The sequence below is a fragment of the Cytobacillus spartinae genome, from assembly GCF_042865285.1.
GTDB lineage: Bacteria > Bacillota > Bacilli > Bacillales > Cytobacillaceae > Robertmurraya_A > Robertmurraya_A spartinae.
The window spans coordinates 19,560-37,715 of sequence record NZ_JBIACK010000020.1 but is presented as its reverse complement, the minus strand read 5'-3'; the positions used below and the strand labels follow the sequence as shown (position 1 = coordinate 37,715).

At 39.6% G+C, this 18,156-nt stretch carries 15 protein-coding genes and 1 other annotated feature; all 15 genes read right to left on the bottom strand.

The window, feature by feature from the left end; genetic code table 11:
* Positions 1–15: 15 nt before the first annotated feature.
* The 15 genes from rplW to rplA all read right to left on the bottom strand — a co-directional run bounded on the left by rplW (position 16) and on the right by rplA (position 18,145).
* Positions 16–300 (bottom strand): 50S ribosomal protein L23, encoded by a 285-nt coding sequence (gene rplW / locus ACFYKX_RS24985; RefSeq protein ID WP_389364692.1) that lies wholly within the window; start codon positions 298–300, stop codon positions 16–18.
* Positions 300–923 carry a 50S ribosomal protein L4 gene (gene rplD, locus ACFYKX_RS24980; protein WP_389364690.1) on the bottom strand — a complete coding sequence of 208 codons (624 nt, stop codon included), beginning with the start codon at positions 921–923 and terminating at the stop codon, positions 300–302. The genes rplW and rplD overlap by 1 nt, the downstream gene beginning before the upstream one ends.
* 25 nt (positions 924–948) lie before the next feature.
* Positions 949–1,578: a 50S ribosomal protein L3 gene (gene rplC, locus ACFYKX_RS24975; protein ID WP_389364688.1), complete on the bottom strand. Its 630-nt coding sequence runs from the start codon at positions 1,576–1,578 to the stop codon at positions 949–951.
* A gap of 39 nt (positions 1,579–1,617) precedes the next feature.
* The gene (gene rpsJ / locus ACFYKX_RS24970; protein ID WP_009336571.1) at positions 1,618–1,926 is read right to left on the bottom strand and encodes a 30S ribosomal protein S10; all 309 of its coding nucleotides are present in this window, start codon (positions 1,924–1,926) and stop codon (positions 1,618–1,620) included.
* A 901-nt stretch (positions 1,927–2,827) separates the two neighbouring features.
* Positions 2,828–4,015, bottom strand: a complete 1,188-nt coding sequence (gene tuf / locus ACFYKX_RS24965) for an elongation factor Tu (RefSeq protein WP_389364686.1) — start codon at positions 4,013–4,015, stop codon at positions 2,828–2,830.
* 118 nt (positions 4,016–4,133) lie between these two features.
* Positions 4,134–6,212 (bottom strand): elongation factor G, encoded by a 2,079-nt coding sequence (fusA, locus tag ACFYKX_RS24960; RefSeq protein ID WP_389364684.1) that lies wholly within the window; start codon positions 6,210–6,212, stop codon positions 4,134–4,136.
* Positions 6,213–6,263: 51 nt separating this feature from the next.
* Positions 6,264–6,734, bottom strand: coding sequence for a 30S ribosomal protein S7 (gene rpsG / locus ACFYKX_RS24955; protein WP_389364682.1), 471 nt, complete (start codon positions 6,732–6,734; stop codon positions 6,264–6,266).
* A gap of 45 nt (positions 6,735–6,779) precedes the next feature.
* Complete coding sequence (gene rpsL / locus ACFYKX_RS24950) at positions 6,780–7,202, bottom strand: 30S ribosomal protein S12 (RefSeq protein WP_389364681.1); 423 nt, start codon at positions 7,200–7,202, stop codon at positions 6,780–6,782.
* 107 nt (positions 7,203–7,309) lie between these two features.
* Positions 7,310–7,558 carry a 50S ribosomal protein L7ae-like protein gene (locus tag ACFYKX_RS24945; RefSeq protein WP_389364679.1) on the bottom strand — a complete coding sequence of 83 codons (249 nt, stop codon included), beginning with the start codon at positions 7,556–7,558 and terminating at the stop codon, positions 7,310–7,312.
* A 316-nt stretch (positions 7,559–7,874) separates the two neighbouring features.
* Complete coding sequence (gene rpoC, locus ACFYKX_RS24940; protein WP_389364677.1) at positions 7,875–11,474, bottom strand: DNA-directed RNA polymerase subunit beta'; 3,600 nt, start codon at positions 11,472–11,474, stop codon at positions 7,875–7,877.
* Positions 11,475–11,645: 171 nt separating this feature from the next.
* Positions 11,646–15,206, bottom strand: a complete 3,561-nt coding sequence (gene rpoB, locus ACFYKX_RS24935) for a DNA-directed RNA polymerase subunit beta (RefSeq protein ID WP_389364675.1) — start codon at positions 15,204–15,206, stop codon at positions 11,646–11,648.
* A 250-nt stretch (positions 15,207–15,456) separates the two neighbouring features.
* The gene (locus ACFYKX_RS24930) at positions 15,457–16,059 is read right to left on the bottom strand and encodes a class I SAM-dependent methyltransferase (protein ID WP_389364673.1); all 603 of its coding nucleotides are present in this window, start codon (positions 16,057–16,059) and stop codon (positions 15,457–15,459) included.
* Positions 16,060–16,283: 224 nt separating this feature from the next.
* A complete protein-coding gene (gene rplL, locus ACFYKX_RS24925) occupies positions 16,284–16,649 on the bottom strand; it encodes a 50S ribosomal protein L7/L12 (RefSeq protein WP_389364671.1) in 366 nt (121 codons plus the stop codon).
* 64 nt (positions 16,650–16,713) lie between these two features.
* Complete coding sequence (gene rplJ, locus ACFYKX_RS24920) at positions 16,714–17,214, bottom strand: 50S ribosomal protein L10 (protein WP_389364669.1); 501 nt, start codon at positions 17,212–17,214, stop codon at positions 16,714–16,716.
* Positions 17,215–17,248: 34 nt separating this feature from the next.
* Positions 17,249–17,399, bottom strand: a sequence feature (ribosomal protein L10 leader region).
* 47 nt (positions 17,400–17,446) lie between these two features.
* Positions 17,447–18,145, bottom strand: a complete 699-nt coding sequence (gene rplA, locus ACFYKX_RS24915; protein ID WP_389364667.1) for a 50S ribosomal protein L1 — start codon at positions 18,143–18,145, stop codon at positions 17,447–17,449.
* Between the last annotated feature and the right edge of the window lie 11 nt (positions 18,146–18,156).

Below are 18,156 nucleotides of genomic sequence, written 5' to 3'. Positions count from 1 at the left end.
TTCTATTTATGTGAATTAAACCTCAAAGAATTCGATTTCTTTGCTGTCAGCTGTTAATTTAACGATAGCTTTACGACGTTTGTTAGTGTATCCACCGAAACGTCCCATACGCTTGAACTTACCTTTGTAGTTTTGAACGTTAACTTTCTCAACTTTAACACCGAAGATAGTTTCTACAGCGTCTTTAACTTGAGTTTTGTTAGCTCTAACGTCAACTTCAAACGTATATTTCTTTTCAGCCATTAAATCAGTAGAACGTTCAGTGATAACGGGGCGCTTAATGATATCGCGTGCATCCATTATGCAAGCACCTCCTCTACTTTTTCAACCGCTGCTTTAGTCATGATTAACTTATCATGATTTAAAACATCCAACACGTTGATTCCGTTAGCAGTCACAACTGTTACACCTGGGATGTTACGAGCAGATAATGCTACGTTCTCATCTAGATCAGCAGTTACGATAAGTGCTTTAGATTCAACTGAAAGACCTTTAAGTACACCTTTAAAGTCTTTAGTTTTTGGTGTTTCAAAAGCAAGGTTTTCTAATACTAAAATGTTTGCTTCTAATACTTTAGAAGATAATGCAGATTTGATCGCTAAGCGACGTACTTTTTTCGGTAATTTATAGCTGTAGCTACGTGGTACAGGACCGAATACAGTTCCACCTCCGCGCCATTGTGGAGAACGGATAGAACCTTGACGAGCACGACCAGTACCTTTTTGACGCCATGGTTTACGTCCACCGCCAGCTACTTCAGAACGAATCTTAGTTTTGTGAGTTCCTTGACGTAAAGAAGCTCTTTGCATAACAACTGCTTCAAATAAAACGTGGTTGTTAGGCTCAATACCAAAGATAGAATCATTAAGTTCGATTTCACCAACTTGAGATCCAGCTTGGTTTAATAATGCAACTTTAGGCATTCTTGTTTCCTCCTTTCTAGCTTAATTACTTTGCTTTAACCGCACTTTTAATTTTTACTAGAGCTTTCTTCGCTCCAGGTACGTTACCTTTAATTAATAAAAGGTTGCGTTCAGCATCTACTTTTACGATTTCTAAGTTTTGAACAGTAACTTGTTCTCCACCCATACGTCCTGGTAATGCTTTACCTTTGAATACACGGTTAGGAGCTACTGGACCCATTGAACCAGGGCGACGGTGGTAGCGAGAACCGTGAGACATAGGTCCGCGAGATTGTCCATGGCGCTTGATTGAACCTTGGAAACCTTTACCTTTTGAGATTCCTGTTACATCTACAACTTCGCCTTCAGCGAAGATATTTACTTTGACTTCTTGACCAACTTCATACTCACCTAAATTAACTCCGCGTAATTCACGAACGAAGCGCTTAGGAGCAGTATTAGCTTTAGCAACGTGGCCTTTCTCAGGCTTGTTAGAAAGCTTTTCACGTTTGTCTTCAAATCCTAATTGAACAGACTCATATCCGTCAGTTTCAACTGATTTCTTTTGAAGAACTACGTTACCAGCAGCTTCTACAACAGTTACCGGGATAAGGTCACCATTTTCAGCAAATACTTGAGTCATACCGATTTTTCTTCCTAAGATTCCTTTGGTCATTTCAGTCACACCTCCTGTAAGTTATCTTGTTTTATTTCATTAAAGTTTGATTTCAATATCAACACCAGATGGTAAGTCTAAACGCATTAGTGAATCAACTGTTTGTGGAGTTGGGTTCACGATATCGATCAGACGCTTATGTGTACGCATCTCGAATTGCTCACGAGAATCTTTGTACTTATGCACCGCACGAAGAATTGTGTAGATAGATTTTTCTGTTGGTAACGGAATCGGACCTGAAACCGCAGCACCAGAACGTTTAGCTGTTTCTACAATTTTCTCTGCAGATTGATCAAGAATTCTGTGATCATATGCTTTTAAACGGATACGAATCTTTTGTTTTGCCATTATTTTCCCTCCTTTTTCGCCTATATTCTTATAGACATTCTCAGTGAAAATTTCCCACACACTCGCCATGGCAAAGCGGCCGGGTGTGTCAGCAACCTTCCACATCATCGCAGTCAAAGACCAACATTGTCTATTATACAGAAACCATAAATGAAATGCAACAACTATTTGCAGTTACTTATGTTTCACACACTTTTACTATTATAGCGGCTCTATTATTACTTTTCAAGTGATTATGAATATGACCAAATTTTTCAATAATAAGCTTTGTTGAAAGGGCTGTATTTTATTTGCGTACTGTTAATGAATACCTTTAGATGATTAGTAAGAAGATGTAGGGATGCTAGGCTGGTGAAGATTCTTAGTTAGTAGTTCTACTTTCTTTTCTTGAATGAGGTTTCAGCTTTTATTGAAGATGGCTATTTAATTTTCTTATGTCTTTCATATTCTTGATCAAGGACATATCTCCGGGATAAGGATTTATTTTGTCTTTCATTCCCCTGATGAAAGACATTTATCCGATATTGCGATTTATTTTGTCTTTCATTTCTATGATGAAGGACATATATCTGTGGCTAAACACTATTTTGTCTTTCAACCCTCTGATGAAGATAGTATCTCAGTGAAAAACCCCCATTTAGTCTATCATCCTCTCTGATAAAATTCACAATCCTGCATATAAACTATTGTATTGTCCTTCTTTTCATATAAAACAAAATACGTTTCATGCTTGTCTTTAGATCTATAATAAGTTTTCTAGTTTCTTCATATATATAAGAAAAACATTTAATAAAAGTTTATACAGAAGCAGCTATATATCAGGTCAGCCTCAGGTTCGATTTTTTATCAACAAAAAAACAGGCGGGAAGAATCCCACCTGTTCATTTTATCCGAGTATTAATTACTCAGTGATTGTAGCAACAACGCCAGCGCCTACAGTACGTCCACCCTCACGGATAGAGAACTTAGTACCTTCTTCGATAGCGATTGGAGCGATTAGTTCAACAGTCATTTCGATGTTATCTCCAGGCATAACCATTTCTACGCCTTCAGGAAGATTACAGATACCTGTAATATCAGAAGTACGGAAATAGAATTGTGGACGATAGTTTGTGAAGAATGGAGTATGACGTCCACCTTCTTCTTTAGATAAAACGTAAACTTCAGCTTTGAACTTAGTGTGTTGTTTGATTGAACCTGGCTTAGCAAGTACTTGGCCACGCTCGATATCCTCACGAGAAACCCCACGAAGTAAAGCTCCAATGTTGTCACCAGCTTCAGCATAATCAAGAAGCTTACGGAACATTTCAACACCAGTTACAGTTGTGCTCTTAGACTCTTCAGTGAAACCAACGATGTCTACAACGTCTCCAACTTTAACTTGTCCACGCTCAACACGTCCTGTAGCAACTGTTCCACGACCAGTGATTGAGAATACGTCCTCAACTGGCATCATGAAAGGCTTATCAGTGTCACGAGTTGGAGTTGGGATATACTCATCAACAGCATTCATAAGCTCGTTGATTTTCGCTTCCCATTCAGCATCTCCTTCTAATGCTTTAAGAGCTGAACCTTTGATTACTGGAATGTCATCACCAGGGAATTCATATTCTGAAAGAAGGTCACGAATTTCCATTTCTACTAATTCAAGTAATTCTTCGTCGTCAACCATGTCACACTTGTTCATGAATACAACAAGGTAAGGAACACCTACTTGACGAGATAAAAGGATGTGCTCACGAGTTTGAGGCATTGGACCATCAGTAGCAGATACTACTAAGATACCGCCGTCCATTTGAGCAGCACCAGTGATCATGTTTTTAACGTAGTCAGCATGTCCTGGGCAGTCAACGTGTGCATAGTGACGATTTGCAGTTTCATACTCAACGTGTGCAGTAGAGATTGTGATTCCACGCTCTCTTTCTTCTGGAGCACCATCGATTTGATCGTAAGCGCGAGCTTCAGCTCCACCTACTTTTGCAAGTACAGAAGTGATTGCAGCAGTTAAAGTAGTTTTACCATGGTCAACGTGACCAATTGTTCCGATGTTAACGTGAGGCTTAGAGCGATCGAATTTAGCTTTTCCCATTTTGGAAAATCCTCCTTTAATAATTGAAATAATTAAGTATATTTTGGCTGTGGAGAGGTAATCCTTCCCACAGCATTCTTACAATAGTAGTTATACTTGATTATAAAGGTAAAATCAATTATTCACCTTTATTTTTTTTGATGATTTCTTCTGAAATTGATTTTGGTACTTCTTCATAATGATCGAAGTGCATTGTGAATACTCCACGACCTTGTGTATTAGAACGTAATGAAGTTGCATATCCAAACATTTCAGAAAGTGGAACCATTGCACGTACAACTTGAGCGTTACCACGTGCTTCCATACCTTCAACGCGACCACGGCGTGAAGTGATGTTACCCATAATGTCACCCATGTACTCTTCAGGAATGATAACTTCAACTCTCATCACTGGCTCAAGAATTACAGGGTTACATTTTGAAGCTGCGTTTTTAAGTGCCATTGAAGCAGCGATCTTAAACGCCATTTCAGATGAGTCAACATCATGGTATGATCCATCAAATAATCTAGCTTTAATGTCAACTACAGGGAATCCTGCAAGTAGACCTCTATCAAGAGCATCTTCAAGTCCTGATTGTACCGCAGGGATGTATTCACGTGGAACAACACCACCAACGATTCCATTTTCAAACTCGAAGCCTTTACCTTCTTCGTTTGGAGAGAATTCAATCCAAACGTGTCCGAATTGTCCGCGTCCACCCGATTGACGAGCAAACTTACCTTCAACTGATGCTGAATTACGGATTGTTTCACGGTATGCTACTTGTGGAGCACCTACGTTCGCTTCTACTTTGAACTCACGACGCATACGGTCTACTAAGATATCTAAGTGAAGCTCACCCATACCTGCGATAATTGTTTGACCTGTTTCTTGGTCAGTATGCGCACGGAATGTTGGGTCTTCCTCTTGTAGTTTTTGAAGAGCTGTAGACATTTTATCTTGGTCAGCCTTAGATTTAGGCTCAATAGATAATTGAATAACTGGCTCTGGGAATTCCATAGACTCAAGGATTACAAGGCTCTTCTCATCACATAGAGTGTCACCAGTAGTAGTATCCTTTAATCCAACTGCTGCAGCGATATCTCCAGCGTATACCATTGAAATCTCTTCACGAGAGTTAGCATGCATTTGTAGGATACGTCCTACACGCTCACGCTTACCTTTTGTAGAGTTTTGTACATATGAACCTGAGCTTAATGTACCAGAATATACACGGAAGAACGTTAATTTACCAACATAAGGGTCAGTCATAACTTTGAATGCAAGAGCAGCAAATGGCTCTTCGTCACTTGAAGGACGAGTTACTTCTTCATCTGAATCCGGAAGAGTACCTTTGATTGCAGGTACATCTAATGGAGATGGAAGGTAATCAATAACTGCATCAAGCATTTTTTGAACACCTTTGTTTTTGAATGCAGATCCACAGATTACTGGGTAGAATTCAACGTTTACAGTACCTTTACGAATAGCTGCTTTTAGCTCTTCGTTAGTGATTTCTTCACCACCAAGGTATTTCTCCATTAAGTTCTCATCTAGTTCTGCTACTGCTTCGATTAATTTTTCACGGTATTCTTCAGCTTGCGCCATGTACTCTTCAGGGATATCTTTATCCTGAATATCAGTACCTAAATCGTTACCGTAGAAAGTAGCTCTCATTTCAACTAGGTCAATGATACCTTCGAATTGATCTTCAGCACCGATTGGTAATTGAATTGCAGCTGCATTCGCTTGTAAACGATCATGTAGCGTACCTAAAGAATAGATGAAGTCCGCACCGATTTTGTCCATTTTGTTAACGAACACAACACGTGGAACTCCGTAAGTTGTAGCTTGGCGCCAAACCGTTTCAGTTTGTGGTTCAACACCTGATTGAGCGTCAAGAACTGCTACTGCACCATCAAGTACACGTAGAGAACGTTCAACTTCAACAGTGAAGTCTACGTGTCCTGGTGTATCGATGATGTTTACGCGGTGACCTTTCCATTGTGCAGTTGTTGCTGCAGATGTAATTGTGATACCACGCTCTTGTTCTTGCTCCATCCAGTCCATCTGAGATGCACCTTCGTGAGTTTCTCCGATCTTATGAATACGACCAGTGTAATAAAGAACACGCTCAGTTGTTGTAGTTTTACCAGCATCGATGTGTGCCATGATACCGATATTACGAGTATTTACTAAGGAGAACTCTCTTGCCATTGGTTTTTTCTCCTTCCTAATTTGAGTGTAATTTTTATTTTGGAGTAAATCCTACCAACGATAGTGAGCAAATGCTTTATTTGCTTCAGCCATTTTATGTGTATCTTCACGTTTCTTAACAGCAGCACCAGTGTTGTTAGCTGCATCAAGAATTTCGTTAGCTAAACGCTCTTCCATCGTCTTTTCTCCACGAAGACGAGCGTAGTTTACTAACCAACGAAGACCTAGAGTAGTACGGCGATCTGGACGCACCTCTACTGGTACTTGATAGTTAGAACCACCTACACGGCGTGCTTTAACTTCTAGTACTGGCATGATGTTCTTTAGTGCTTGATCGAATACTTCCATAGGATCTTTACCACTGCGCTCACGAATTAATTCGAAGCTTGAGTAAAGAATTGCTTGTGATTTTCCTCTTTTACCGTCAACCATCATTTTGTTGATTAGACGAGTAATTAGCTTTGAGTTGTATAACGGATCTGGTAATACGTCTCTTTTTGCTACAGGACCTTTACGTGGCATGTTTGTTCCTCCTTTCAAAGAAAAGTTCTTTTTATGTTTTGGTTATTATTTTTTTGGAGCTTTAGGTCTCTTAGTTCCGTATTTAGAACGACCTTGCATACGGTTGTTAACACCAGCAGTGTCAAGCGCACCACGTACAATGTGGTAACGTACCCCCGGTAAGTCTTTTACACGACCACCACGAATAAGTACTACACTGTGCTCTTGTAGGTTGTGACCGATACCAGGAATATAAGCAGTTACCTCGATACCGTTAGTTAAACGTACACGCGCATATTTACGTAACGCTGAGTTTGGCTTCTTTGGAGTCATTGTACCAACACGAGTACAAACACCGCGTTTTTGTGGTGAAGATACGTTAGTTTGTGCTTTCTTAAAGCTGTTGTAACCTTTGTTTAGTGCTGGTGATTTTGACTTTTCCTCTTTTGATTGACGAGGTTTACGCACTAATTGATTAATAGTAGGCATTTATGTTTCCTCCCTTCATTTCTACTTTGGTAAGCCCACACATCCAGGTGGTTCATTTTGAAACAAAAAACAAAGTCTTTGCAGAGAATCATCTACAAAAACAGTTTTTAAATGTTTATTGCAACAGTTGAAGCTCCAACTTCTATACCACATGCTTTCCCAAGTTTTTTCATCGAGTCCACATAGATAATTGGAACATTCATTTCTTTGGCTGTGCTTACTACTTTTGCAGTCACACGTGGTTCTGCATCTTTAGCAACTAGCACTTCCTTGACCGTTCCGCTTTTTAAAGCTTTCACTGTTTGCTTTGTTCCTACTATAAAACTTTTGGCCTGCAATACTTTTTCATAAGACATTGAATATCCTCCAAAGCAACAGGTTAATAGGAGCACCTTTGCAATATTACCATCATCCAGAATGGATGTCAACATTTCAAAGATATTTTTTTAAAAGAACAACGTTTGCGCTTGAAAAACTTCGTTGAATAATCTCTACGTTTCTCTTTTAGATAGGCTTTGTAGGTAGTTGCTTGTCCATAGGAGTTCCCTCTACGTATTGCCATCTCGATTGGTCCTCCGTAGGATTCAAGTGCATCCGTTCCAAACAAAACATAGCACATAGCCTTTACATAAAAATGCGGTACTTGAATGTCAAGTACCGCACATATATCCATTACTCCACTGTTACAGTTTCTTCAACTTCCTCATCATGTGAGAATGGCTCTGCTTTACGGTATCTTTGCATACCTGTTCCAGCTGGAACAAGTTTACCGATGATAACATTTTCTTTTAGTCCTAAAAGTTCGTCACGCTTACCTTTGATTGCTGCGTCTGTAAGAACTCTTGTTGTTTCTTGGAATGATGCAGCAGATAAGAATGAGTCTGTTTCTAGAGATGCTTTTGTAATACCTAGTAGGACTGGACGACCTGTTGCAGGTAGTTTTCCTTCTAGTAAAGCTTTTTCGTTCGCATCTTTGAACTGTCCAATATCTAGTAGAGATCCAGGTAGTACACTTGTTTCACCTGCATCGATCACACGCACTTTACGAAGCATTTGGCGAACCATTACTTCTACGTGCTTATCACCGATTTCTACCCCTTGCATACGGTAAACTTTTTGAACTTCACGTAGCAAGTACTCTTGAACAGCCGTAACGTCTTTCACTTTGATAAGTTCTTTCGGATCGATTGAACCTTCAGTAAGTTCTTGACCTCTAGCGATACGATCGTTAACAGCTACTTTTAGACGTGCTGTATAAGGAGCTGTGTAAGTACGAGACTCCACATCACCTTGTACGACGATTTCATGTTGTCGGTCACGTCCTTCGTTAATTCCAACAACTACACCATCAACTTCAGAGATGACAGCTTGACCTTTAGGGTTACGAGCTTCGAATATCTCTTGGATACGAGGTAAACCTTGAGTGATATCGTCTCCAGCTACCCCTCCGGTATGGAATGTACGCATCGTTAACTGAGTTCCAGGCTCACCGATTGATTGAGCAGCAATAATACCTACTGCTTCACCCACTTCAACCTCTTGACCTGTTGCTAAGTTGCGACCATAACATTTTTTACACACACCATGGCGAGTATTACATGTGAAGGCAGAACGGATCCACACTTCCTCAATACCTGCTTCTACTACTTCCGTAGCTAAATCTTCAGTAATAAGTCCGTTCTCAGGAACGATAACTTCTTTTGTTTCCGGATGACGGATCGCTTTACGCGCATGACGACCGATTAAACGCTCCTCTAACGCTTCAATAACTTCTGTTCCGTCTTTAAGAGATTTGATAAACAATCCTCTATCCGTACCACAATCGTCTTCACGAACAATGACATCTTGGGCAACGTCAACAAGACGACGAGTTAAGTAACCTGAGTCAGCTGTCTTAAGTGCTGTATCGGCAAGACCTTTACGCGCACCGTGAGTAGAGATAAAGTACTCTAATACTGTTAGACCTTCACGGAAACTAGATTTGATTGGTAACTCGATGATACGACCAGCCGGGTTGGCCATTAGACCACGCATACCAGCTAACTGTGTAAAGTTAGATGCGTTACCACGGGCACCAGAATCACTCATCATGAAGATCGGGTTCGTTTTATCTAATGATTTCATTAGTTTTGCTTGGATTACATCCTTAGCAGCACTCCAAATCGAGATAACACGATCATAACGCTCATCTTCAGTGATAAGACCACGTCTGAACTGCTTTAATACGTTATCCACTTTACCTTGCGCTTCATGGATAATCTCTTGCTTCTCTTTTAATACCACGATGTCAGCAACACCAACTGTGATACCAGCTTTAGTAGAATATTTGAATCCCAGGTCTTTCATGCGGTCAAGCATTTTAGACGTCTCTGAAATTTTGAAACGCTTGAATACTTCTGCAATGATGTTTCCAAGAATACCTTTCTTGAAAGGACCTACTAATTCACTATTCTTAAAGTGTTCACGAACATCCGTACCTTGTTCAACGAAATACTTCATAGGAGTCTCTATTTCTAGATTCTCTTTAGTTGGTTCGTTGATGAACGGGAATGTATTTGGCAAGATTTCATTAAATATTAACTTACCTACAGTAGTTAAAAGCAACATATTTTTTTGCTCGTCTGTAAAGGTAGCGTTATTTAATGAAGCAGCCGATACGGCAACACGAGTATGCAAATGAACATAACCATTTTGGTATGCAATTAACGCTTCATTTGTATCTTTGAAAACCATACCTTCTCCAACAGCATCTTTTCTTTCAAGAGTTAGGTAGTAGTTTCCTAATACCATGTCCTGAGAAGGTGTAACAACTGGTTTTCCATCTTTAGGGTTAAGGATGTTTTGAGCAGCAAGCATTAGTAATCTTGCTTCAGCTTGAGCTTCTGCAGATAAAGGTACGTGAACCGCCATTTGGTCACCATCGAAGTCAGCATTGTAAGCTGTACATACTAGAGGGTGTAGACGAATTGCGCGTCCTTCTACTAATGTTGGTTCAAATGCCTGAATTCCAAGTCTGTGAAGAGTAGGGGCACGGTTAAGTAATACTGGATGCTCCTTAATAACATCTTCAAGTACATCCCAAACTTCAGGTTGAACTCTCTCAATTTTACGTTTAGCTGATTTAATATTATGAGCTAAGCCTTTTTCAACTAACTCTTTCATGACAAACGGTTTGAAAAGTTCTAAAGCCATTTCTTTCGGAAGTCCACATTGGAACATCTTTAAGTTAGGTCCTACAACGATAACCGAACGACCAGAGTAGTCTACACGCTTACCAAGTAAGTTTTGACGGAAACGTCCTTGCTTCCCTTTAAGCATATGTGAAAGAGATTTTAATGGACGGTTACCAGGTCCTGTTACCGGACGACCACGACGACCATTGTCAATTAGAGCATCAACTGCTTCTTGAAGCATACGCTTTTCATTTTGAACGATAATGCTAGGCGCTCCAAGATCTAATAGACGTTTTAAACGGTTGTTACGGTTGATAACACGACGGTATAAATCATTTAAATCCGAAGTTGCGAAACGTCCACCATCAAGTTGAACCATTGGACGTAGCTCCGGTGGAATTACCGGTAGAACGTCAAGGATCATCCATGAAGGTTCGTTCCCAGAGTTACGGAAAGCTTCAAGAACTTCAAGTCGCTTGATTGCTCTTGTACGACGTTGTCCTTGTGCTGTACGCAATTCTTCTTTTAGCATATCAACTTCTTTATTTAAATCGATATCTGATAAAAGCTTTTTAATAGACTCCGCACCCATAGAGGCTTGGAATTTATTTCCATACTTATCACGGTATGCTCTATATTCTTTTTCAGATAAAAGCTGCTTTTTCTCAAGCGCAGTATCTCCAGAATCGGTTACTACATAAGAAGCAAAATAAATAACTTCCTCAAGTGCACGTGGAGACATGTCTAAAACTAGACCCATACGGCTTGGAATTCCTTTAAAGTACCAGATGTGAGAAACAGGAGCTGCTAATTCAATATGTCCCATACGCTCACGACGGACTTTTGCTCTAGTAACCTCAACACCACAGCGATCACAAACTACGCCTTTATAACGTACACGTTTGTACTTACCGCAATGACATTCCCAATCCTTTGTTGGACCAAAAATACGTTCACAGAATAAACCATCTTTTTCAGGTTTAAGTGTACGGTAGTTAATCGTTTCAGGTTTCTTTACCTCACCATGCGACCATGAGCGAATCTTGTCTGGTGATGCAAGACCAATTTTCATATACTCAAAATTATTGACATCTAGCAAGGGGCCTACCTCCCTTTTGATCTACAGGTTCTACCCTAATCGCTCTCAATGAGGGCACCAGCACAAATCATATCTATCCCCCTTTGGTAGAGGGATAGATCGTGAAAATGGTTGAATCTATTAAAGGTTTATCGTTAACTCACCTAAGAGTTTCACAAAATCAACCTATTTTTATTCTTTAGATCCTACTTTTTCTGACTCTGTGTCTTCTAATTCAGGTGCAACGGTTAGAGATTCTGCTTGTTGAATCTCTTCGTCATCCTCTAAATCACGCATTTCAATTTCTTTTTCGTCGCTAGAAAGCATTTTAACGTCCATACCTAAGCTTTGTAGCTCTTTCATTAATACTCGGAATGATTCTGGTACACCTGGTTCTGGTACATTTTCACCTTTTACGATTGCTTCGTAAGTCTTAACACGTCCAACGACGTCATCCGACTTGACCGTAAGAATCTCTTGAAGTGTATATGCTGCACCGTAAGCTTCAAGTGCCCAAACCTCCATCTCTCCGAAACGCTGACCACCGAACTGAGCTTTACCACCAAGTGGTTGCTGAGTAACAAGTGAGTAAGGTCCAGTTGAACGAGCATGAAGTTTATCATCAACCATGTGAGCAAGTTTGATCATATACATGACACCTACTGATACACGGTTATCAAACGGCTCTCCAGTACGGCCATCATAAAGAACAGTTTTAGCATCACGAGCCATACCTGCTTCTTCAATGGTTGACCATACATCTTCTTCACGCGCACCGTCAAATACTGGTGATGCGACATGAATTCCAAGCGCTCTAGCAGCCATACCTAAATGAAGCTCTAGCACCTGTCCGATGTTCATACGTGAAGGTACCCCTAATGGGTTTAACATGATATCAACAGGCGTTCCATCCGGTAGATACGGCATATCTTCTTCAGGTAAAATTCTGGAGATAACCCCTTTATTACCATGTCGACCAGCCATTTTATCTCCTTCAGAGATTTTACGCTTCTGTACGATATATACACGAACTAGTTGGTTTACACCTGGAGGTAATTCGTCGCCATCTTCTCTGTTAAAGACTTTAACATCTAATACAATTCCTCCACCGCCGTGAGGTACACGAAGGGAAGTGTCACGAACTTCACGTGCTTTTTCTCCGAAAATCGCATGTAAAAGGCGTTCTTCAGCTGTTAATTCTGTTACCCCTTTAGGTGTTACTTTCCCAACTAAAAGGTCACCATCTTTAACTTCAGCACCAATTCGGATAATTCCGCGCTCATCTAGATTACGAAGAGCATCTTCACCAACGTTAGGAATATCACGTGTAATTTCTTCCGGTCCTAGCTTCGTATCACGAGACTCTGACTCATATTCTTCAATATGAATAGAAGTATATACATCATCTTTTACAAGACGTTCACTCATGATGATGGCATCCTCATAGTTGTAACCATCCCATGTCATAAACGCTACAAGTACGTTACGTCCTAATGCTAATTCACCAAGTTCCATAGAAGGACCATCAGCCAGGATTTCACCTTTTGTCACCCTGTTTCCTACAGCAACGATTGGACGTTGGTTGTAGCAAGTTCCTTGGTTAGAACGGATGAACTTTAACATTCTATATTTATCTAGGTCACCTTTAACTTCTTGACCATCAACTTCTTTGATTCTACGAACCCAAACTTCACGAGCTTCTACATGCTCAACAATTCCTTCATGCTTACAGATGACTGCAGCACCAGAATCTTTACCTGACATGTACTCCATCCCTGTACCTACTCTTGGCGCTTCAGGTTGCATTAACGGTACAGCTTGACGTTGCATGTTCGCACCCATTAATGCACGGTTTGAATCGTCATTCTCAAGGAAAGGAATACAAGCAGTCGCAGCAGATACAACTTGTTTTGGAGATACGTCCATGTAGTCAACACGATCTCTAATAACAACTGTGTTCTCACCACGGAAACGCGCAATGATATCTTCATCTAAGAATGAACCATCATCACCTAGGCGAGCATTTGCTTGTGCCACTACATAGTTATCTTCTTCATCAGCCGTTAAGTAATCAATATGATTCGTTACTTTTCCTGTTTCAGGATCAACACGGCGATAAGGAGTCTCAATAAATCCAAAACGGTTTACTTTTGCATAAGAAGACAACGAGTTAATTAACCCGATGTTTGGACCCTCTGGAGTCTCAATCGGACACATACGTCCGTAGTGAGAGTAGTGAACGTCACGTACTTCAAAGCCAGCACGTTCACGCGTTAAACCACCTGGTCCTAATGCAGATAAACGACGTTTATGTGTTAACTCAGCTAATGGATTCGTTTGATCCATGAACTGTGATAACTGAGAGCTTCCGAAGAACTCTTTTATAGAAGCAATTACAGGACGAATATTGATTAACTGCTGTGGGGTAATCGTATTTGTGTCCTGAATTGACATTCTTTCACGAACAACACGTTCCATTCTGGATAATCCAATACGGAACTGGTTTTGCAATAACTCCCCAACAGATCTTAAACGACGGTTTCCTAGATGATCGATATCATCTGTGTCCCCTACTCCATGTAATAAGTTAAAGAAATAACTTATCGAAGCAATAATATCTGAAGGTGAAATATTTTTAATCGCTTCTTCAACATAAGCGTTTCCGATTACGTTAATTGCCTTTTCTCCGTCATCATTTGGAGAGAAAATCTTGATGGATTGAAGAGTAACATCATGTTCTACAACTCCACCAACTGGGCTAAATGATTTGAAGCCAATATCTTTTTCTAAGTTTGGAATAATACGATCTAACGTACGACGGTCTAGTGTTACTCCCTTTTCAGCAATAATTTCACCTGTTTCAGGATCTACTAGTGTCTCAGCAAGACGTTGACCAAAAAGTCTATTCTTAATATGAAGCTTCTTGTTAATTTTGTAACGACCAACGTTCGCTAAATCATAGCGTTTCGGATCGAAAAATCTAGAAACTAACAAGCTTTTTGCATTTTCAACTGTTGGCGGCTCGCCTGGACGAAGACGCTCGTATATTTCTAATAAAGCTTTTTCTGTACTTTCTGTGTTGTCTTTCTCAAGCGTGTTACGAATGTATTCGTTATCTCCAACAAGCTCAATAATCTCTTGATCAGAGCCGAACCCAAGTGCACGCAAAAGAACCGTAACGGGTAGCTTCCTCGTACGATCTATCCTCACATATACGACGTCTTTGGCATCTGTTTCATACTCTAACCAAGCGCCGCGGTTCGGGATAACGGTTGCTGTGAATCCTTTTTTCCCATTCTTATCTACTTTCCCACTGTAGTACACACTCGGTGAACGAACAAGCTGAGAAACGATAACACGTTCAGCTCCGTTAATTACGAATGTTCCTGTTTCTGTCATTAGTGGAAAGTCACCCATAAAGACATCTTGATCTTTTACTTCGCCTGTTTCCTTGTTTACAAGACGCACTTTTACACGCAATGGTGCTGAATATGTAACATCTCGTTCTTTCGATTCCTCAACGGAATACTTTGGTTCGCCAAGACTGTAATCAATAAATTCTAGCGACAAATTACCAGTAAAGTCCTCAATCGGTGAAATATCCTGGAACATTTCACGTAAGCCCTCATCAAGAAACCATTGATAAGAAGAGGTTTGGATTTCAATTAAATTTGGTAATTCCAATACTTCACTGATTCGTGCGTAACTTCTACGTTGGCGGTGTCGTCCATACTGAACTAGTTGACCTGTCAACTGATTCACCCCTCAAATCAAGCGTTATTATTGCATCTATTGCGGCCTTAATCTTGGACAAATTGTCCAGTCATAAGACAAAAAGAAAAAAGGGTTTTTAACTCAAAAACCACAATTTCCACATTACAAGTATTATTTTGTTAGTTTCTCCGTATAAACCCAAAATTATACAACTTTCGTTGAATTTAGTAATTTATCCGGATTTTATTATGTTGGCATTTTATAATGCTATCACAACGAAAATGTCAAGTCAATTCTTTTTCACTTTTAAGATAAAATATCCTTTTTTCTTTTCAACTGTTTCAACTTCGCCATAAATTTCGGTTAATTTATCTATCGCCGAAGGCGCTCCTTGCTTTTTCTGAATAACAACCCAGAGCTCTCCACCCTCAACTAAATATTCATAGCTTTGTTCTAGAATATCATGAACGATCTTTTTTCCTGCTCTAATAGGAGGGTTGGTTAGGATAGCAGCAAAACTCCTTTGGCTAACTTTTTCAAATCGATCACTTTCATAGATGGAGACATTTGAAATGTTATTCAATTGGGCGTTTTCTTTCGCAAGATTAATGGCTCGCTCGTTCACATCTATCATATGGACTTGTCGATCAGAGTTTTCTTTTGCAATCGATAACCCAATCGGTCCATATCCGCAGCCAACATCAAGGATATCTCCTTGAACTTCAGGTAATGTAAAGGATTCAATTAAAAGCCTTGATCCAAAATCTACTTCATTCTTTGAAAATACTCCACTATCGGTTTTAAACCTTAACTTATTGCTTCTTAGTGTAAAATCCCAATATGTAGGATTACTTTCTACTTTTTGCTCACGGGAATAGTAATGCTCTGACATATAATGTCACCTCCAAGAGGAATATAGAAAAGTATTTTATGGATTATCAGCAAGTAGCATAACCCCTTCAAATAAAACACTTTTCTCTAATGAAGAGAATAATTAAGAAGCAAAATATTTTTACGAACGAATTATAAACCATAGAATCATAAAAAGCAAAAGCAGGGTTATATCTATAAAAGCTAAAAAAGCTCGCTTATACAGCGAGCTTTTTCGTACTATTATTACTTAACTTCAACGCCAGCTCCAACTTCTTCAAGCTTAGCTTTAACTTCTTCAGCTTCTTCTTTAGAAACGCCTTCTTTAAGTGGCTTTGGAGTGTTGTCAACAAGTTCTTTTGCTTCTTTAAGACCAAGACCTGTGATTTCACGTACAACTTTGATAACTTTAATTTTTTGGTCTCCAGCGCTAGCTAGAACTACGTCAAATTCAGTTTGCTCAGCAGCAGCGTCACCAGCAACAGCTCCACCCATTACAGCTACAGGAGCAGCAGCAGTTACACCAAATTCTTCTTCAATTGCTTTTACTAAATCGTTAAGTTCTAAAACAGTCATATTTTTAACTGCTTCAATGATTTGTTCTTTAGTCATGATTATGTTTCCTCCTTAGATTTTCGGTTTAATTTATTTTTAAGATATTGTGGTTAAGACTAGCTTACGCGCCTTGTTCTTCTTTTTGATCTGCAACAGCTTTTGTAGCAAGAGCAAGATTGCGGATAGGTGCTTGAAGCACGCTGAGTAACATAGAAAGTAGGCCTTCGCGAGACGGTAGGTCTGCAAGAGCTTTAATGTCTTCTACAGAAGCAATGTTACCTTCAATTACACCTGCTTTAATTTCAAGAGCTTCATGCTTTTTAGCGAAGTCATTTAAAATTTTAGCTGGAGCAACTACGTCTTCGTTACTGAACGCGATTGCGTTAGGACCTGTTAAAGCTTCATTTAAAGCTGAAAGCTCAGCGTTGTCAGCTGCACGACGAGATAAAGTGTTTTTGTAAACTTTAAAGTCGATGCCAGCTTCACGAAGTTGTTTACGAAGTTCTGTAACCTCAGCAACATTAAGACCACGGTAGTCAACTACGATTGTTGTCTTACTTGCTTTTAACTTCTCAGAAATTTCTTCAACGATTTGTTTCTTTGATTCGATTACGCTGCTCATCCTTACACCTCCTGTAGATTTCCTACATTCATACCGGTACAAATAAAAACCTCCATGCCTTGCAGACACGGAGGAAGTATACAATAGTCGTTAAAAACGAACTGAAAAATCTATCGTATGACCTCGGTAGGAAATTAAGCCTGTTGAAGGGCACCTACTGTCTGCGGTACAAATGTTATTTATTTTTCACAACAGAATCTATTTTATAAAATAAATTTCTGATTGTCAACAATTATTTTACTGTAACAGTTGAAGGATCTACTTTAACACCAGGACCCATTGTAGTTGTTACAGTTACATTCTTCATGTAAGTTCCTTTAGCAGCTGCAGGCTTAACTTTTAACATTGTATCAAAAATCGTGTTAAAGTTTTCAACAAGCTTAGCATCTTCAAAAGAAGTCTTACCGATTGGAACGTGGATGTTTCCTGATTTATCAACGCGGTATTCTACTTTACCAGCTTTGATTTCATTAACAGCTTTTTCTACGTCAAATGTAACAGTACCAGTTTTAGGGTTTGGCATTAAACCTTTAGGTCCTAATACACGACCAAGTTTACCAACTTCACCCATCATGTCAGGTGTTGCAACGATTACATCGAACTCGAACCAACCTTGGTTGATTTTGTTGATGTACTCTGCATCGCCTACGAAGTCAGCTCCAGCAGCTTCTGCTTCTTTCGCTTTCTCACCTTTAGCAAATACAAGAACACGTTGAGTTTTACCAGTTCCATTTGGAAGAACTACAGCTCCACGAATTTGTTGGTCAGCTTTCTTAGGGTCTACTCCTAAACGGAAAGCTACTTCAACAGTTGCATCAAATTTAGCAAAGTTTGTTTTCTTTGCAAGTTCAATTGCTTCTCCAATAGCGTAAGCTTTTGTTGAATCTACTAGCTTAGCAGCTTCTAAAAACTTCTTACCTTTTTTAGCCATTTTTATTTCCT

Excerpts from the sequence above, each read along its gene's own strand:
- rplW (WP_389364692.1), bottom strand. The coding sequence starts at position 300 with ATGGATGCACGCGATATCATTAAGCGCCCCGTTATCACTGAACGTTCT.
- rplD (WP_389364690.1), bottom strand. The coding sequence starts at position 923 with ATGCCTAAAGTTGCATTATTAAACCAAGCTGGATCTCAAGTTGGTGAA.
- rplC (WP_389364688.1), bottom strand. The coding sequence starts at position 1,578 with ATGACCAAAGGAATCTTAGGAAGAAAAATCGGTATGACTCAAGTATTT.
- rpsJ (WP_009336571.1), bottom strand. The coding sequence starts at position 1,926 with ATGGCAAAACAAAAGATTCGTATCCGTTTAAAAGCATATGATCACAGA.
- tuf (WP_389364686.1), bottom strand. The coding sequence starts at position 4,015 with ATGGGAAAAGCTAAATTCGATCGCTCTAAGCCTCACGTTAACATCGGA.
- fusA (WP_389364684.1), bottom strand. The coding sequence starts at position 6,212 with ATGGCAAGAGAGTTCTCCTTAGTAAATACTCGTAATATCGGTATCATG.
- rpsG (WP_389364682.1), bottom strand. The coding sequence starts at position 6,734 with ATGCCACGTAAAGGTCCTGTAGCAAAAAGAGACGTATTACCAGATCCG.
- rpsL (WP_389364681.1), bottom strand. The coding sequence starts at position 7,202 with ATGCCTACTATTAATCAATTAGTGCGTAAACCTCGTCAATCAAAAGAG.
- ACFYKX_RS24945 (WP_389364679.1), bottom strand. The coding sequence starts at position 7,558 with ATGTCTTATGAAAAAGTATTGCAGGCCAAAAGTTTTATAGTAGGAACA.
- ACFYKX_RS24930 (WP_389364673.1), bottom strand. The coding sequence starts at position 16,059 with ATGTCAGAGCATTACTATTCCCGTGAGCAAAAAGTAGAAAGTAATCCT.
- rplL (WP_389364671.1), bottom strand. The coding sequence starts at position 16,649 with ATGACTAAAGAACAAATCATTGAAGCAGTTAAAAATATGACTGTTTTA.
- rplJ (WP_389364669.1), bottom strand. The coding sequence starts at position 17,214 with ATGAGCAGCGTAATCGAATCAAAGAAACAAATCGTTGAAGAAATTTCT.
- rplA (WP_389364667.1), bottom strand. The coding sequence starts at position 18,145 with ATGGCTAAAAAAGGTAAGAAGTTTTTAGAAGCTGCTAAGCTAGTAGAT.